Source organism: Acinetobacter sp. 197 (genome assembly GCF_048148385.1).
Lineage (GTDB): Bacteria > Pseudomonadota > Gammaproteobacteria > Pseudomonadales > Moraxellaceae > Acinetobacter > Acinetobacter pecorum.
The window spans coordinates 93746-111082 of sequence record NZ_JAYWZK010000011.1 but is presented as its reverse complement, the minus strand read 5'-3'; the positions used below and the strand labels follow the sequence as shown (position 1 = coordinate 111082).

General features: G+C 44.7%; 13 protein-coding genes. 7 read left to right on the top strand and 6 right to left on the bottom strand.

The window, feature by feature from the left end; all coding sequences use genetic code 11:
* Positions 1-19: 19 nt before the first annotated feature.
* The 6 genes from VXQ11_RS12080 (at position 20) to rlmF (ending at position 9524) form a co-directional block, all read left to right on the top strand.
* Entirely contained in the window at positions 20-823 is an 804-nt protein-coding gene (locus VXQ11_RS12080; protein ID WP_416681193.1) for a sulfite exporter TauE/SafE family protein, read from the top strand.
* 199 nt (positions 824-1022) lie between these two features.
* Entirely contained in the window at positions 1023-1718 is a 696-nt protein-coding gene (locus tag VXQ11_RS12075; protein WP_144724252.1) for a GntR family transcriptional regulator, read from the top strand.
* An 11-nt stretch (positions 1719-1729) separates the two neighbouring features.
* Positions 1730-5182, top strand: coding sequence for a chromosome segregation protein SMC (gene smc / locus VXQ11_RS12070; protein ID WP_416706143.1), 3453 nt, complete (start codon positions 1730-1732; stop codon positions 5180-5182).
* 1 nt (position 5183) lies between these two features.
* The gene (locus VXQ11_RS12065; RefSeq protein WP_416706129.1) at positions 5184-6170 is read left to right on the top strand and encodes a cell division protein ZipA C-terminal FtsZ-binding domain-containing protein; all 987 of its coding nucleotides are present in this window, start codon (positions 5184-5186) and stop codon (positions 6168-6170) included.
* Positions 6171-6285: 115 nt separating this feature from the next.
* Positions 6286-8325, top strand: coding sequence for an NAD-dependent DNA ligase LigA (ligA, locus tag VXQ11_RS12060; protein ID WP_416706128.1), 2040 nt, complete (start codon positions 6286-6288; stop codon positions 8323-8325).
* A gap of 224 nt (positions 8326-8549) precedes the next feature.
* Positions 8550-9524 (top strand): 23S rRNA (adenine(1618)-N(6))-methyltransferase RlmF, encoded by a 975-nt coding sequence (gene rlmF / locus VXQ11_RS12055; protein ID WP_416706127.1) that lies wholly within the window; start codon positions 8550-8552, stop codon positions 9522-9524.
* A 120-nt stretch (positions 9525-9644) separates the two neighbouring features.
* Here rlmF and VXQ11_RS12050 read toward each other — a convergent pair whose 3' ends face one another.
* A complete protein-coding gene (locus VXQ11_RS12050; protein ID WP_416706126.1) occupies positions 9645-10712 on the bottom strand; it encodes an SDR family oxidoreductase in 1068 nt (355 codons plus the stop codon).
* Positions 10713-11048: 336 nt separating this feature from the next.
* Between VXQ11_RS12050 and ftn the strand changes: the two genes are divergently transcribed.
* The gene (ftn, locus tag VXQ11_RS12045; protein WP_416706125.1) at positions 11049-11513 is read left to right on the top strand and encodes a heteropolymeric bacterioferritin subunit Ftn; all 465 of its coding nucleotides are present in this window, start codon (positions 11049-11051) and stop codon (positions 11511-11513) included.
* A gap of 55 nt (positions 11514-11568) precedes the next feature.
* On the opposite strand, the gene VXQ11_RS12040 is transcribed toward ftn, so the two are convergent.
* The 5 genes from VXQ11_RS12040 to VXQ11_RS12020 all read right to left on the bottom strand — a co-directional run bounded on the left by VXQ11_RS12040 (position 11569) and on the right by VXQ11_RS12020 (position 16908).
* Complete coding sequence (locus VXQ11_RS12040) at positions 11569-11988, bottom strand: ExbD/TolR family protein (RefSeq protein WP_064097008.1); 420 nt, start codon at positions 11986-11988, stop codon at positions 11569-11571.
* A gap of 21 nt (positions 11989-12009) precedes the next feature.
* Positions 12010-12435 (bottom strand): ExbD/TolR family protein, encoded by a 426-nt coding sequence (locus tag VXQ11_RS12035; protein ID WP_064097007.1) that lies wholly within the window; start codon positions 12433-12435, stop codon positions 12010-12012.
* Between the two features lie 16 nt (positions 12436-12451).
* A complete protein-coding gene (locus tag VXQ11_RS12030; protein WP_416706124.1) occupies positions 12452-13351 on the bottom strand; it encodes a MotA/TolQ/ExbB proton channel family protein in 900 nt (299 codons plus the stop codon).
* Positions 13352-13387: 36 nt separating this feature from the next.
* The gene (locus tag VXQ11_RS12025; protein WP_064101801.1) at positions 13388-14092 is read right to left on the bottom strand and encodes an energy transducer TonB; all 705 of its coding nucleotides are present in this window, start codon (positions 14090-14092) and stop codon (positions 13388-13390) included.
* Between the two features lie 149 nt (positions 14093-14241).
* Positions 14242-16908: a TonB-dependent receptor gene (locus VXQ11_RS12020; protein ID WP_064097004.1), complete on the bottom strand. Its 2667-nt coding sequence runs from the start codon at positions 16906-16908 to the stop codon at positions 14242-14244.
* Between the last annotated feature and the right edge of the window lie 429 nt (positions 16909-17337).

Below are 17337 nucleotides of genomic sequence, written 5' to 3'. Positions count from 1 at the left end.
AAACGTGGTAAATATCGTTATGGAGTTAATCATATATTTATTGATTGGTGCAATTGCCGGATTCGCCGCAGGCCTGTTTGGAGTCGGTGGAGGTCTGATCATTGTACCCATCCTCTACATTGTTTTTACCCAGCTTCAGTACGATCCTAGCGTGATTATGCATATGGCGGTGGGTACTTCCCTGGCGACGATTATTGTGACTTCTATCAGCTCGGTCATGGCACATCATCAACGAGGGGCAGTGCTGTGGCCTGTGTTTCGTAATCTGGCGCCAGGTCTGGTGATAGGGTCATTTGTGGGTGCGGGGATTGCCGATTATTTATCTGGTCGAGGTTTGCAATTGTTAATCGGGTTCTTTGCGGTCTGGGTAGCGTTTCGAATGTTTAAAGGTGCCAATATTCAGGTCGATCCAAACCAAAAATTACCTTCAACACCGCTGCAAATTGCTGCGGGTGGCGGGATCGGTGTGGCATCGGCCATTTTTGGAATTGGCGGGGGCAGTTTGACGGTCCCATTTCTGAATCGTTGTGGGGTTGTCATGCAAAAAGCAGTAGCGACCTCTGCCGCTTGTGGCTTGCCAATTGCAATCGCGGGTGCATTAGGTTTTATGTGGTTTGGTAAACAGGCGCAGGTCACCGTACCAAATACTATCGGTTATATTCATATTTATGCGTTTCTCGGTATCAGCACGATGAGCTTTTTCACTGCGAAACTGGGCGCAAAAGTGGCACATCTGCTTTCACCGGCTGTATTGAAAAAATGTTTTGCGGCCTTGCTGACTACCGTCGGCCTGTATTTTATTTATCAGGGTTTCATTGCCTGATTCAAATGTTCAGGTTAAATCAATGCGTCGCTGCAGGAGAATAGATCACTATTCTCCTTTTTTGTAAGTGGGAGTTGGCTATATAGACACAAGATTGTCTGACAATGTCAAAGTAATCATTAAAAAAAAGCCGTTTAATAGCAACATAGCCCAAATAAAGGGTTAAACCATTATTCATAAAAATAAACACAGGAACGGTATGCCATTAGAACAAGCGCAAAGTTTGTCTGAGCAGATTGCCAAGCATATTAGCGAACAAATTATTCGCGGTGAACTGGTCGAAGGCGAACGTATACAGGAACTTAGGATTGCCTCGGAGCTTGATGTCAGCCGGGGTTCGGTTCGTGAAGCACTGTTGTTGCTGGAACGCACCCAACTGATTGAAATTTTTCCACGCCGGGGAGCAATTGTTTCAGAAATGTCGGCCTTGCAGGTGCGTGCCTTATTTGACATGACCTCGTTATTGCTCGGGCAGATGGTGCATCGCATGGCGGAGACCTGGCGGGTGCATGAAGCTGAGCGCATTCAGCTATTATTAGAGCAATTGGAAGCAGAAACCCGCCAAGGACACACTGAAAAGTTTTATGATCTGATCTTTCAGGGCATGGCCCAGCAGCATGAGATGGTGGGGAATCCTTATCTGATGCGCTACTATCAGGAACTGCTGCCATCTTTACGTCGGAGCTATTTTCTGACCCTGAATATTTCCAGACGCGAGTTACAAGAATCTTTTGACTTATTTAAACTGGTCACTGAAGCAATTTTGATACGAAAAACCCATCAGGCCACTTTATTTATGGAAGATTTTTGTCGACACTTGCGCAACCTTGTGTTGGAATCTCTGACACGGATGAAACAAATTGAACTCGCGTGGGCCAGACGCTCACGACGTTAAATCAGGACATTATGCGTTTAAGCAGTTTAAAACTTTCAGGCTTTAAATCTTTTGCCGACAGTACCACCTTACATTTTAAAGATAACCGTACTGCGGTCGTGGGACCAAATGGTTGTGGTAAATCCAATGTCATTGATGCCATACGCTGGGTCATGGGCGAGTCCAGTGCGCGTCAGTTGCGTGGTGGCAGCATGCAGGATGTCATCTTTACCGGAACTGCCAAGCGTAAACCGGTCGGTATGGCCAGTGTGGAACTGCGCTTTGACAATACTTATGGCAAGCTCGGCGGTGCCTATAATGCCTATAATGAACTGGCGGTACGCCGGCAGGTCAACCGCGATGGCAAGTCCGAATATTTCCTGAATGGCAGCAAATGCCGTCGTCGTGATATTACCGATATTTTCCTTGGCACCGGTTTGGGTCCGCGTTCCTATGCGATTATCGAGCAGGGCATGATCAACCGTCTGGTGGATGCCAAGCCAGATGAAATGCGGGTTTATATTGAAGAAGCCGCGGGTGTATCACGCTATCAGGCGCGTCGCCGTGAAACCATACTGCATCTGGATCACACCACACAAAACCTGTCGCGTCTGGAAGATATCGCCTCCGAACTGAAATCCCAGCTAAAAACCCTAAAACGTCAGTCGGAAAGTGCGATTCAATATAAAGAACTGGAAGGACAGATCCGTACGATCAAGATTGAAATTCTGTCTTTTCAATGTGAGCAGAGTCACCGCTTACAGGAAGAATATACCCTTGAGATGAATACGCTCGGGGAAAAATTTAAGCTGGTGCGTTCTGAACTGACTTCCGTAGAACATGATTTGGGAAGCACCAGTGAACTGTTCCAGCGTCTGATTCAGCAATCCACCCCTTTGCAAAGTGAATGGCAACAGGCCGAGAAAAAACTGGCTGAACTGGAAATGACCCTGCAGCAAAAGCAGTCTTTGCTGGAGCAGAATTCTACAAGTCTGGTTAAACTGGAACAGCAAAAAGCCCAGACCAAAGAGCGTTTGCAGTTGATTGAACTGCAACTCGAAACCTTGCAGCAGCAATTTGAAGATCAGCAGGCACAATTGCAGCAACAAGATGGCCAGAGTCAGACGCATAGCCAGAATCTGAGTGAGCTCAAATCCCAGCAGAGTACAATTGCAGCGCAATTCGCACAGATTAAAACTCAGGTCGAACAGCAGCAACAGCGTAAATTGCAAATGCTGGCTCAAAGCGAGCAACTGGCAAAGAATATTGAACGGATTGAACAGCAGAAACAGACGCTACAACAGCAAAGCACACAGATTCAGCAACAGGCGCAGCAAGATGAGCTGGAGCAGTATCAGACAGATAAAGCACAGGCTGAACAGCAAATCGTTGGCTATGAAATTCAATTAACAGATTTAAGAACTCAATTCGAACAGCTTCAGGCAGAGCAGGTGACCCATCAGCAGCGCTTGATGCAACTCAAATCTGAAATTCAGGTGCTGCATTCAGAAAAGAAAAACCTGAGCCAATTACTGACCAAAGCCAACCCGAATAGCAAGAGTGATGCGGTCCAGCTGATGCATATACTTAAGCTCAATGATGCAGGCAAGGCACATGCCAGCCTGATCGAAAAGTTTCTGGCAAAATGGCTGTCTGCCCAGATTCTGGCCGAGGGCGAGCACTTCCTTGAAGATTGTGCACGTCAGTTAAAACAACAGGCTGTTCAGGATAAAATTCAGATTTCCAATACGATGTGTCTGGCCGACTGGATTGAATCTCCACATTATTCACTGTGGCAACAAGTCGCGGTCGTAGATACATTAGCACAAGCATTACCGCTTCAAACTGAGTTATTACAAGGCCAGACATTACTGAGTTTAGATGGCTATCATATTGGTGCAGACTGGGTCATTGCTCTGGATTATGATGAAGCCAGTCAGGCCGGACAAGGTGCTTTAAGCCATCGAATTCGACTGGATGAAATAGAGCAGCAGCTTGCGAAACTTGAACCTAAGTTTATGCAGCTGGAGCAGCAGTTACCTGAACTCACCGATCAGGTTAAAACTTTGCAAAGCCAGATTCAGAGTATCAGCGAGCAGCAGAAACAAGCTCAAAAACAGCTGCAGCAGCTCGATGTCAAGATTGCCAAAGTACAAAGCAGTGCGCAGGCTTTCGCATTGCAAAAGCAGCAATTACAGCATCAGCTGCAACAACTGGATGAGCAGCTTGAAGAAGATGCCATGCAAAAAGACGATCTGGAAATTGATCTGCATGCCCTGAATCTAAAGCTGGAGCAGGCTTTACCGAATTATAAAACCCTGCAATTTCAGCTAGAAGAATTGAGTGCTCAGTTAGATGACTCGCAGCAGCTTAGCCAGCAAGCGCAGCAGGAACTGGAATTGCTACGCCGTCAATGTGTGCAAAGCCAGCAGCAGATCGAATTACTGGAAAAAGATCAGGTATTCCTGAAAGAACAGTTTCAGCAAATTACTGCACAAATCGAACAGGCCAAGAAATTTGTCGATCCGGTACAGCTAGAATTGCCTGCTTTACAGAGTCAGTTTAATGAACAGGCGCAGATCACTGAAAAGCTGCAAAAGACTTGGTCCGACTGGCAGGTTGAGTTAAATCAGGTGCAGAGCAAGCAGCAGCAGCTGACCGAACAGCGTCACAGCTTCCAGCAGCAGGATGAACAGCTGCGTAGTGAGCTGGAAGCCAAACGTTTAGCTTGGCAGGCAGCCAAATCTGATTTGCAGCATTATTCAGAACAGCTGAAAGAACTGAACCATGATGTCATTAGCGGCTTAAATATTGATATTAAGGCCCATCAGGCGAAGCTGGAAAAAGCCCAAACCCAGTTCGATAAACTCGGCGCAGTCAATCTGGCGGCTTCTGAAGAATATGAAGAAGTATCAAAACGTTACGAGGAACTGAGTCACCAGATGCAGGATTTGGAAAATACGGTTGAACAGCTACAGGCTGCGATGAAAAGTATTGATCAGGAAACCCGTAAACTGTTTATGCACACGTTTGATCAGGTCAATGCCGAGCTGCAAAACCTGTTTCCGAAAGTATTTGAGGGCGGTGAAGCGAGTTTAAGTCTTGAAGATGGATGGCAATCGGGTGTAAAACTAATGGCCCGACCACCAGGCAAGCGTAACAGTTCACTCGCGTTACTTTCTGGCGGGGAAAAGGCTTTAACTGCCTTGGCATTGGTCTTCGCAATTTTCCGCTTAAATCCGGCACCATTTTGTGTACTGGATGAAGTCGATGCACCCCTGGATGATGCCAATGTGGGACGTTTTTGTAATTTAGTCAAAGAGCTTTCTGAACAAGTGCAATTTATTTATATTACCCATAACAAACTTGCAATGATGATGGCGACTGATCTTTTAGGTGTAACCATGCCTGAACCGGGAACCTCAAAATTAGTGACAGTAAATTTGGAACAGGCAAAAGAATACGGCTTAGCTGCGGAGGTATAATATGGAAATCACCACCATTATCGGGATTGTTATTGCAATTATCATCATGCTGTTGGGCATCAGAATGTTGCTCAAAAAACCTGTCGAGGCAGCGCCTTCACTGGATGCCAGCCTGCATATCGACCCGGATAGCCAGACCCCTGTCATTCCTCGGCATGTACGATCGCAACTGGCAAAGCAGGACGCAGATTCAACACAACGCATAGAGCCAAGCCTGAGTGCAGGTGAACCGGCTCCTGAAAAGCCTTCCGCCTTTCGCAAGGCTGAATCAACTCCGGTTGAGCCAAAAGCGGTTGAAACTCCTGTAGCTGCCCATTCGGGCGATGTGACAGAGGCTAAAGTGGGGGCAACATCGGTCGCGACAGAAGCAGCTGACACAGCAGTAGAGCAAAAGCTGGCTGAAACAGAACAGGAAAACAATCACGCCGAAAATAAAGATAAAGCTGCCGAATTCAGTCTGAACAGCAATATTGAAAAAGCTGAAATTTCTGAATTTAATGATGAAAGCAGTATTCTGGATGCACATCTGCATGAGCAAAAAATAGTGGATGAAGAAAGTGCATTATCCAGTGCTGAAACCATTATTTCTTTGCATATCTATCCGCAAGGTCGTGTGCTTTCAGGTGATAAAACTTTGAAAGTTCTACTGAAATATGGTCTGCGTTATGGCGAACTGGCCTGTTTTCACCGTTATAGTGAAGATGGTTCAAAACTGCTGTTTTCGGTACTGCAAATGACTGATACAGGTATGGAAGGCTTTGATCTGGAGACTCTGTCGACTCAGGAAGTCAAAGGTCTGGCATTCTTCCTGGCTTTACCGCATAGTGATGTACAAAATGCTTTTGATACCATGGACAGTATTTCGCGGTTAATTGCTCGTGAAGTGGATGGTCTGGTCTATGATCAGAACCAGCAGGAATTCACGCCACAATTACGTGAATTCTGGCGCCATCAGGCAATTGATTATCGCCCGGGACAGGCCACCTGATTCGAAGATTGCTTTGTTCAATCTCCAAGTTGAATCTGTAGACTGCAATTTTTATAATAGCCAAAAGCTGAATATTCTACAGGGCGGATTTTCCGCCCTTTTTTATGGTGAAATTATGACCCAAGATGCCACTGTGATTGCGCAAATGCGTCAATTGATTCAACTGCTTGCCAAGCATAATCATGCTTATTATGTGATGGATCAACCGAGCATTGAAGACAGTGAATATGATCAGCTCTTTCATCAGCTCAAAGCCCTAGAAGAACAATATCCACACTTGCAGCAACCCGATACACCCACTATCAAGGTGGGGGGGCAGGCACTTGCAAAATTTGTAACTGTCACGCATGCCGTGCCGATGCTGTCTTTGGGGAATGTGTTCAATCAGGAAGATCTGCTGGCTTTTGCCCGCCGTATTGAAGAACGTTTGCCAAATCAAAAAATTGAATATGATGTTGAGCTGAAATTTGATGGCCTGGCGATTTCACTCTGGTATGAACATGGCGTACTGGTGCGCGGTGTCACCCGTGGTGATGGGGAAACTGGAGAAGATATTACCCAGAATGTCAAAACCATCCGTAACCTGCCGAAATTCCTGTCTCCAGTGAATGGCGTTATTCCAGAATTACTGGAAGTGCGTGGCGAAGTGCTGATGCCGAAATCCGGCTTTGAACGCCTGAATGCGGCCAATGCAGCGAAAGGCGAAAAAACCTTTGCCAATCCACGTAACGCTGCGGCCGGCAGTTTACGCCAGCTTGATCCGAATATTGCAGCTTCTCGACCTTTGGCTTTTTATGCCTATGGGATTGCCCAATGTGTACCACACCATGGTCAAACCACGATGTCAGCCAGTCTGGAATGGCTACAGCAGTTTGGCTTTGCTGTTGGTGAGCGGCATTTTATCTGCAGTAGCATCCAGGAAGTGCAAAAAGTTTACGAGCAGATCATTGAAGAACGTTCAAAGCTTAGTGTCGAAATCGATGGTATGGTCATTAAGGTCAATGACCTTAAACAGCAACAAAAACTAGGTTTCTTGAGCCGTGAACCACGTTGGGCAACCGCTTATAAATTCCCTGCGGTTGCGGCATTGACCACCGTTGAAAATATTGACTGGCAAGTAGGCCGTACCGGAACGTTGACCCCTGTGGCACGTTTAAATCCGGTTGCCGTGGGCGGTGTGACGGTTTCCAATGTGACCCTGCATAATATTGGTGAAATTCACCGTCTGGATGTAAGAATCGGGGATACCGTCAGTGTCTATCGTAGTGGTGACGTGATTCCTAAGGTTGAAAAAGTCTGGCCAGAATTTCGTCCTGTTGACGCAGTCGAAGTGCATTTACCTGAGAACTGTCCAGTGTGTGATTCACCCGTGGTGATGCCGGAAGGTGAAGCACTGGCACGTTGTTCAGGTGAACTGTATTGTGCGGCGCAGCGCATCGAAACTATTCGTCACTTTGTTTCGCGTAAGGCTATGGATATCGAAGGTCTGGGCGATCGCTGGGTGGAGTCACTGTTACATCTCAATCTTTTGAAAGATGTTTCGGATATTTATCACTTGCATGAGCATCGTGAGCAATTGCTGCAAATCGAAAAAATGGGTGAAAAATCCGTGCAGAATCTCATTGATTCGATTGAGAACAGCAAGAAAACTACATTGGCAGCGTTTATTTATGCACTCGGTATTCGCGGTGTAGGTGAAACGACAGCACGTATGCTGGCCAATACTTTCCAGACTCTCGACGCTTTGCGTAGTGCTGATGTAGACGCTTTAAAGAAAACACCGGATGTTGGTGATATTACCGCAGAATGGATTGTTGATTTCTTCCAGGCACCGCATAACCTGGAAGTATTGGATCGCTTGTTGGCTGCCGGTATTCATTGGGATGCGCCAATTGCACCAACGCGCCAACCACTGAATGGTGAAAGCTGGGTAGTGACTGGAACTTTAAGTTCTATGGGACGTGATGAAGCGACGCAATTACTGCAAGCATTAGGTGCCCGGGTTAGCGGGAGTGTCTCTAGCAAGACCAAATGTGTGGTGGCGGGTGAAAAAGCGGGTTCTAAGCTCGATAAAGCAGAAAAACTCGGTGTGCCTGTGATCAATGAAGCGCAATTTATTGCTTTGATGAAAGAGCATGGGCAAATCGAAGAATAATTAGCTCTAAACAATGACTCAAATAAAAAAGACACCTAGGATGATGAATCTTGAGATGTCTTTTTTATTGCTAATTTAAAACTATAGGTGAATGGAGGGGGAGGATAGACAAATACAAGGACGGGTTCGGCAATGTAAGTTGAATTCACGTACAATATCGATTCATTTGCAGGTATAGATCCTGCCTTATTGATTCTATTCTCCCGTTGATGATTGGCATACACATGGCGCAAGCAAAGAAATCTTTTCCGCAACAAAAATCGCAATTACATGCACGAAATCTGCATCGTAGTCGTTACGATTTTCCTCAGCTGATCAAGAGTTGTCCGGAACTTGCACCTTTTGTCAGCCTGAATCAATACAACGATCTTTCAGTCAACTTTTCTGATCCACTGGCTGTGAAAATGCTCAATAAAGCATTGCTCAAGCATTTTTACGGCATTCAATATTGGGATATTCCTCAATATTATCTTTGCCCACCGATTCCGGGTAGAGCAGACTATATTCACTATTTGGCTGACCTGTTAAGTGACAATAATAACGGCCAAATTCCAACAGGGCGTGCAGTTCAGGTGTTAGATATTGGGGTAGGTGCGAACTGTATTTATCCGATCATTGGGCATCGTAGTTATGGTTGGAAATTTGTTGGCTCAGACATTCATCCTGCATCGGTTAAAAGTGCTCAATTTATTGTGGAGGCAAATCCAAATCTCAGGAAGGGGATTCAGATTCGATTGCAAAAGACACCGAGCAATATTTTCAAAGGTGTGATTAAACCTTCAGATCGTTTTGATTTGACCCTGTGTAACCCACCATTTCATGCTTCACAAGATGAGGCAAATGCCACAGCAACGCAAAAACTACGCAAACTTGGCAAACCGGTTGATCGGTCTAAAGTGGTGTTAAACTTTGGTGGACAAAAGAACGAGCTGTGGTGTGACGGTGGAGAAGAACGCTTTGTTTGCCAAATGGTACAAGAGAGCACACAGTTTGCTGAGCAATGTCTTTGGTTTAGTACACTGGTTTCTAAGAAAACCACATTGCCTATGCTGTTAAATACCTTGCGTAAGTGCGGTGCAGTGGATGTAAAAACTATTAAAATGACGCAGGGGCAAAAAGAGAGTCGTTTTGTGGCTTGGACTTTTCTAGATACAAAGCAACAGCAAGCGTGGAAAAATGCGCGTTGGACTTCTGCTTAGCTTGTTTTTATGCAGGAATAGTGAGCTTGTGGGCGCATAAGTCGGTGTAGTAGCTCAAATTTAATCTGACAGACACCATAAAAAATCGGTCACTGTCAGATCAGGTTTGAGCTCGTACAATTAAGGAATATATTTCTTCACCACACCATCATCCAGCAGCTGCTGGAAATGTTCGACCAGACTTTCATTCACAGGGCGGTATTCGATGCCGAGCTCATCCTTGCTTTTTCGTGCATTGAAGAAAATTGGATAGCCCATATTTAATTCGACAAACTTGCGACTAAAGCCTGCCACAGGACCAAACAGCTTGAAGGCTGTTTTCGGCAGTTGATTACGCGGGAACGGGAATTTAGGACCAAACGCTTTACGTAGGATTTTACCCATTTCCAGCAGGCTTAAAGTCTCACTAGAGACAATATAGCGACCGTGTGCTTGTGGGTTAAACGCAGCACGGATATGTGCTTCAGCGACATCCTGAACATCGACCACGCCATTCCACATCGGTGGAACGCCAAGCAGGGTCATGCCGTTGGCAAACTGTTGCAGGACTTCTACGCTGCCAGACTGGGTATTTGGCGTTAAGGATTGCCCAAAAACCAGTGCAGGATTGATGCAGACCAGATCCCAGCGATCCTGTGCTTCAGCCATTTCCCAGGCTTTACGTTCTGCCATAACCTTGGAGTATGGATAAGGCTGATGGATTTCTGAACTGGTGGTGTTCCAGTGTGATTCATCAAAGCTGGTGTGCTCGGTTTGCAAAATATCAATTGCATCACCATATGTTGAAGCAATACTTGACGTCACGATCACACGTTGGACCGATTCGGTTTTATTGACACTGTTGAGCACATTTTGCGTGCCTAAAATCGCAGGTTCAATAATATCCTTGAGCGCATCTTTATAATTGGTCACCACAAAAGGCGAAGCCATATGAAAGACAATCTCACAGCCTTGCATGGCTGCATCAAAAGAACCCGGCTTGAGCAGGTTGGCTTCAAACAGTTTAAGTGTGCCCGGACTGCTGTCAGCAATTTGTTCCAAATGCGTATAACTCTGGCTTTTGTTTAGATCACGTACCGTGGCATGTACGGTATAACCTTGTGTCAGAAGTTTCTGGATCACCCAGCTGGCAATATAGCCAGATGCACCGGTCACCAGAACAGGTGCTGTACTGTGTTGTAATGTCATATTTTAACCATTGTTGTTTTAACTTCGCATCGTCGTCACAATTATGCACGAACCAGACCAAACTAGTGAGTCCAAGACAAAAATAAGTAACAAGATAAGTGCTTATTAATATTTACAAAAATAAACGTTTGAATATTCCAGCCAGTTCATCTGAATAAAGCGGGTACAAAAAATGCAACACCTTGTTTTATAAATGGGATTTGGCCTAATAGAGAGCGTAAATGCAAGTGCTTCTCATTTTAATTATATAAAAATCATATATTTACAATAATTTTAATTTTGCAAATCAAAAATCTTTTCTCCATAATAGCAAGATAAAAGCAGGGAGTAATGCAAATGCGCGGTAATCCAGAAGTCGTAGATTATTTAAATATGCTGATCGGTGGCGAACTGGCTGCTCGTGACCAATACCTGATTCACTCTCGTATGTATGAAGATTGGGGTCTGACTAAAATCTTTGAACGCATCGATCATGAAATGCAGGAAGAAGCACAGCATGCAGATGCCCTGATCCGTCGTGTCCTGTTCCTGGAAGGTACGCCGAATATGCAGCGAGATGATATTGAAGTGGGTGCAGATATTGTGACTTGTCTGAAAGCTGACCTCAAGCTTGAATATCATGTGCGTGAAAAACTGGCTCAAGGGGTAAAACTTTGCGAAGAGCAGGGTGATTATGTAACCCGTGACATGCTGCGCCAGCAAATGTCGGATACTGAAGAAGATCATACCTACTGGTTAGAAAAACAGTTACGCTTGATCGAGCTGATTGGTCTGCAAAATTATATTCAGTCACAAATGTAAAATATGCAGTTATAAAAAAACCCAGCATTTGCTGGGTTTTTTTATAACTGATGACTTAAGAATTATTATTACTCACGATCCCGATTTTTTTGACTTCCAGCCGTTGAGCTGCCGCCATGACCATAGCGATATGCTTATATTCTGTCGCACGATCTGCCTTGATTTTAATCTGATCCTGATCCGCTTTTTGCGCTACTGTCTTGAATAAGTTTTCCAGAGCCTGGGTATTCTCTACTGGTTGATCATTCCAGAAAATCTTACCTTGTGCATCCAGACGTAATTCCACCAGCTCAGGCGGTTTTTCTTCGGTTACAGGCGGTGTGCCATTTGGCAGGTCAATATTAATCGAGTTGTTTGGTAAAGGAATTGTGATGATAAACATAATCAGTAAAACCAGCATGACATCAATCAGTGGTGTCATGTTGACATCTAGCATCACATCATCATCTTGATTTGAACCAACATTCATACCCATAAACTTAATCCCTCTTTGTGCTTAAGGTGTAGCGGGCGGAGTGGTGACAAAAGCAATTTTGCCAATACCCGCTTGCTGGGTCGTACTGATCACCTGATCAATTGCCTCATAAGGCGTTATCTGATCACCACGGATATGCACTTCAGGCTGCGGACGTTTTTGGGCTTCTGCCTGTAAACGGGTCAGTAAAACTGATTTATCTGCGATATAGATTTCGTTCCAGAAAATATCACCTGTTTTGTTGACTGCCAGCTGGATGTTTTCCGGTTTGGTTTCATACGGTACATTTCTTTCTTCGGGTAGATCGACAGGTACAGTATGAATGGCAACCGGTACAGTAATCAGGAAGATAATGAGCAGAACCAGCATAATATCAACCAAAGGGGTGGTATTAATGGTTCCAATTACCTCATCATCGCTGTCGTTTGAATTGACCATCATTCCCATGGCTGATGCCTCACTCTTACTTCACGTCACGATTAACAGGATTATTGGTTGTAATTTCACCGCTGAGTAATACTGCGTGTAAATCAGAACCAAAAGTACGCACTTCTTCCATCACTGCTTTATTACGGCGGGTCAACCAGTTGTAGCCCAGTACTGCCGGTACAGCGACGGCCAGACCGATTGCAGTCATGATCAGTGCTTCACCCACTGGACCTGCTACTTTATCAATCGAAGCCTGACCAGAAACACCAATCGCGGTAAGCGCGTGGTAGATACCCCAAACCGTACCAAACAGGCCAACAAAGGGTGCAGTAGAACCGACTGTGGCAAGGAAGGCCAGGCCACCACTCAGATGGTTCTGGATTTTGTCGATTGCACGGGAAATCGAAATGGTGACCCAGGTATTGAAATCAATACGTTCAAGTAAATTACCACCATGATTTTGGGTCGACTTGATACCTTTTTCTGCAATAAAGCGGTAGACGCTGGCTTCATTGAGGTTTTGGGCTGCGTTATCCAGAGAAGACGATTCCCAGAACTGGTGTTCAGCTTCCTTGGCTTGCTTGCGAATCTTGCCTTGTTGCAGGCATTTGCTGATCATGATGTACCAGGTACCAATCGACATAATCAATAGAATGAACAGGGTAATTTTCGAAACAATATCACCTTCTTTCCACATGGCTTCCAGACCATAAGGATTATATCCAGCCTTTTCATCCTTAGCTTCAGCTGGTAATGGCGGCGGGGTCGGTGTAGCCGCTGTTGCTGGTATTGTTACCGCTGTTTCAGTGACAGCACTGGTATTGGGTGTAGCGGACTGTTCTGCAAAAACTGCTTGTAAAGGCAATAAAGTGCTCATGGCAATTACGCCGGCAGCAGTCATATTTTTTAAAGGTTTTAGTGATTTTTTCATCATGGATCTCCTGATTTTTTTCTTTATCTGTCGTATCTGTTAGTCAAGGACAAATTCATATGGAATGTCATACCAAGATTCTTGCGGTTCGCCATTTTTCATTGCCGGCTTGAAGGTACATAAACTGAAGGCCTTCGATGCGGCACGATCCAATGCACGGCTCCCGCTTGACTTTTTCACCTTCGCATCCTGAACCTTGCCAGCAGTATTTACATATACAGAGATCAGCACTTCACCTTGTTCTTCATTCATTAGTGCATCACGTGGATAGTCTGGGCGTTTACAACCCGCTTCACCTTGAGAAACACCACGAGTGACTCCAGAAGGCTGAGGTGGAGCTGGTGCTGGAGCGGCTGCAACAACTGGAGCCGGGGCTGCTACTGGACTTGGCGAAGGACTGGCTGCAACAGGGGTAGGTACTGCAACAGTTGTCGGTTGGGTTGGCGTTGGAAGTGTTTTCTGTACAGGAACGACTTTTTCAACCGGTTTCACCTCAGGCACTTGTGCCACTTTCTCCACTATTTTGGGTGGTTCAGGTGGTGTTTCTTTTGGTGGTTCAGGTTCAGGCGGCTTAATATCCTGAATGATCATCAGTTCTACCGGCTGTTCTGACGGTTTTATTATTTCTTTTGCCATACCTGCTATCAGCACCAGGCCAACTAGAATATGCAATAAAATTACCACCCCAATACCAGTCAGTTTTTTGGCGGAGTTTTTTTCTAAGTCTTCAAACTTTGTGCCCATCATGACTCCTAGAATTTAAGACAAACAGGAAATAGTGCACTGATGAGAAAATTATTTTTAGTTACAGGCTGCATTATTTTTTGTTTGGCCAAAATTAAACGGGGAAAACTGCAAACACCGCTTGGCAGCAGTGTTTGCAAAGTGATTAATTAAAAGAATTTATAAGTACCGCGTAAGAAGTAGCTACGGCCTGTAGGGTCACCATGACGAGGGTCATAGCCATATTGTGCATTGTTGGTTGCATCAGACGCAGGTGGTTCTTTATCAAACATGTTCTTGATCCCTGCAGTCAATTCAAGGTTCTTGAATCCTTTATATGTTCCTGCAAAGTTGTAAACCATCCATGCACCTACATCACGTGTTTCTGAAAAATCTTTATATCCACGGATATATTGTTGCTCTAACAACATTCTCCAGTTTTCATAAGTCCAGTTCACATTGGCAATATGTTTCCAGCGAACGACTGCCGGATCATCATAAATACCTACGTAATCTTCCCATTCACCACCTGGTTCTATTTGGTAATCCATTTTGATGACATAAGTCCCATCAATTCCGAAACCAAAACGGCCAGTCGCGGTCATTGGACTTAAATAGTTCAGACTGAGGTCGATCCCTTGAGTTTTTAGGCCACCCATATTTTGTAAGGTCGTATTTAAATACTGGATACGGCCATCTGGTGCATAAACAATCAGGTTGCCATAGCGATCAAGATCATCAAAAATCATATCTGGAGAGACTGTACCGACCAGATCTTCGATTTTAATGTTGTAGTAATCAGCTGTGAAAACCAGGTTCTTGATTGGCTCGTAGACAAAACCGGCAGTATAAGAAGTTGACTCTTCAGGTTGTAAGTCCGGGTTACCGCCTTGTTTACGTTTAAACTGCATACCGCACTGATCGGCAAACTGAAGGTTGTTCGGTGTGCCATCAGCATTACAGAAACGCGGGTTATTGAAAGGTGAACTGGTATAGGTTTCGCTTTGCGGAGAGTTTATTTCCCATAAGCTCGGTGCACGGAAACCTGTGCTATATGAAGTACGGAACATGAGCTCTTTTACCGGCTCCCAACGTAGCGAGGCTTTCGGATTGAAAGAATCGCCAAAGTCGCTATAGTCATCATAACGTGCAGCAAGTTGAGCTTCTAACCCGGCTACGATTGGTATGTGAAATTCAGTAAATATTGCAGTGATATCGCGATCACCTTTACTGATTGGTTTGTCCGGGTCTATACCACTGCCTGGCACCTGACGGACAAGATCGGAATTTATTTTGGCTTCCCAGTCTTGGGTAGTGTAACTACCACCTACGGCAAAACCGACCTCACCTGCAGGCAATTCATAGATAGGACGGCTTAGGGTGAAATCCACGGTAGTTGAATCTAGCGTTGCCTGATTTGTCGGACCTGCGACATCAAAAGTAGACCATTTTCCGGCATCTTCCGGCGCTTGAGGGCCAAATGGGTTGAGTGTACCGTCATTCAGGGCTGCCTGGACTCTACTTTGGTTTAAGTAACCGCTGACGAAATTATCAGTCGCTTCGCCTTTGGCATAAGTTACACCACCGTTGAGGTCCCAGCCGTAGGCTTCACCTTCGATTCCAGCAAAGATCCGGTTGGATTCATTCTCTGATTTAGATACACGGTTGCCAGCCTGGGAACGTAAATAAAGTATTGAGGATGTGCCTGTCAAGCCGGGAATATCTGGAGTGATTCCTTGACCAGGATAGTATTTGCTGCTGTCTGGAATAGTCAGGCTACCACCCCATACATCAGGTGCAATAGAAGTGGTCACTTCGCTTTTAGTGTAAACATATTCCGCGACCGCGTTTAATGAATCGGTAAGTTTTAAGGTACCTTTCGCTAAAGCGGAGAAGGCTTCTTCATCCGGAGTAATACCAATTAATGCCTGTGTATTCAGTAAGCAGCGTGTGCCAGAGATAAACGTATTTGGAGCATTATTACAGTTCTGGTTGATATAAGGGTTAACTATACCCACGCCTGGATTTGAAATATTTGCTGGAAAGCCAGCAGTCGAACCGATCGCCATCCCTAGTTCAGGAATCAGACCGCCGCGGCGGCTGACTTTGCGGTCTTTCGCCATGATCATGTCGGAAGTACGATAATCGATTACCCCATAGACGTTGAATCCTTGCTCGTCCAGATCACCATAGCCACCGAAGATGGAAACATCATATTCATCCCCATTTTTGTGTTCAGGTAATTGAAGTCCGCCAGATATGCCAAAACCTTGGTATTCTTTCTTGAGAATGAAGTTGATTACTCCGGCAATAGCATCTGCACCATACACGGCAGAAGCACCATCGCGTAGCACCTCAATACGTTCAACCATAGCGAGTGGAATAATATTTAAGTTAACTTCAGATGTACTGAAAGGACTGTTGGCCAGACGGCGACCATTTAATAAAATCAGGGTCTTATCGGTACCAATACCACGAAGGTTCGCAGAAGAGCCTGAAGTATTACTTTTACCAATATTCTGGGATACAGCAAAACCGGCCTGATTGGCGCTGACCCTATTCAGTGCTTCCTCAACAGTGGTGACCCCCTGATTCACCAGATCTTCGACTTTAAGTACAGTAATTGGCGATGCACTCTGTGCAGCTACTCCTTTAATAGATGAACCCGTTACTGTCACTTTTTGCACCTTGGTCGGCTGCGTAGCGGAGTTTTCTGGTTCATCGGCTGCATGTGCCAAAGACAAACACATCATACTTAAGGTAAGCGTACTTAACTTGAGTATTGTTTTGCCAACTGTTGGAGCCCCCATAGATCCGACTAGTTTGTTTATTTTCATCGTAAAGTTCACCTTTCTTGTTGTGTGAAGATAATGCTGTATTCTTTTTAAGCAAAGCAAGTGCCAACTTAGCTGTAATTCTTATAAAAATATTGAATATATTGAGAAATGTTTACTTTATAAGGATTTATAAAGAAAGAACTTGTGCGTCATGGAAAGCAGACAGGCTGTATTGGAAAATATAAGAAAAAATGATATTGAAAATCAGTATTAATTGTTTTCCAGTAAGTGTTATTTAAAAAATATGTGAAATGGTTCACATTTAAAAATTCTGTAACATAGATATGAAATGGGCTGTAGAGTATAATTGATCAATTATTGATCATACTCTTAGTTATTAAAATATAAAGGATTATTTTTTTAGTTATAAATTGAAAAGTTGAGATGTGCTATAAAATGACTCACGGGTGAATTATTTTTGTGCAATAT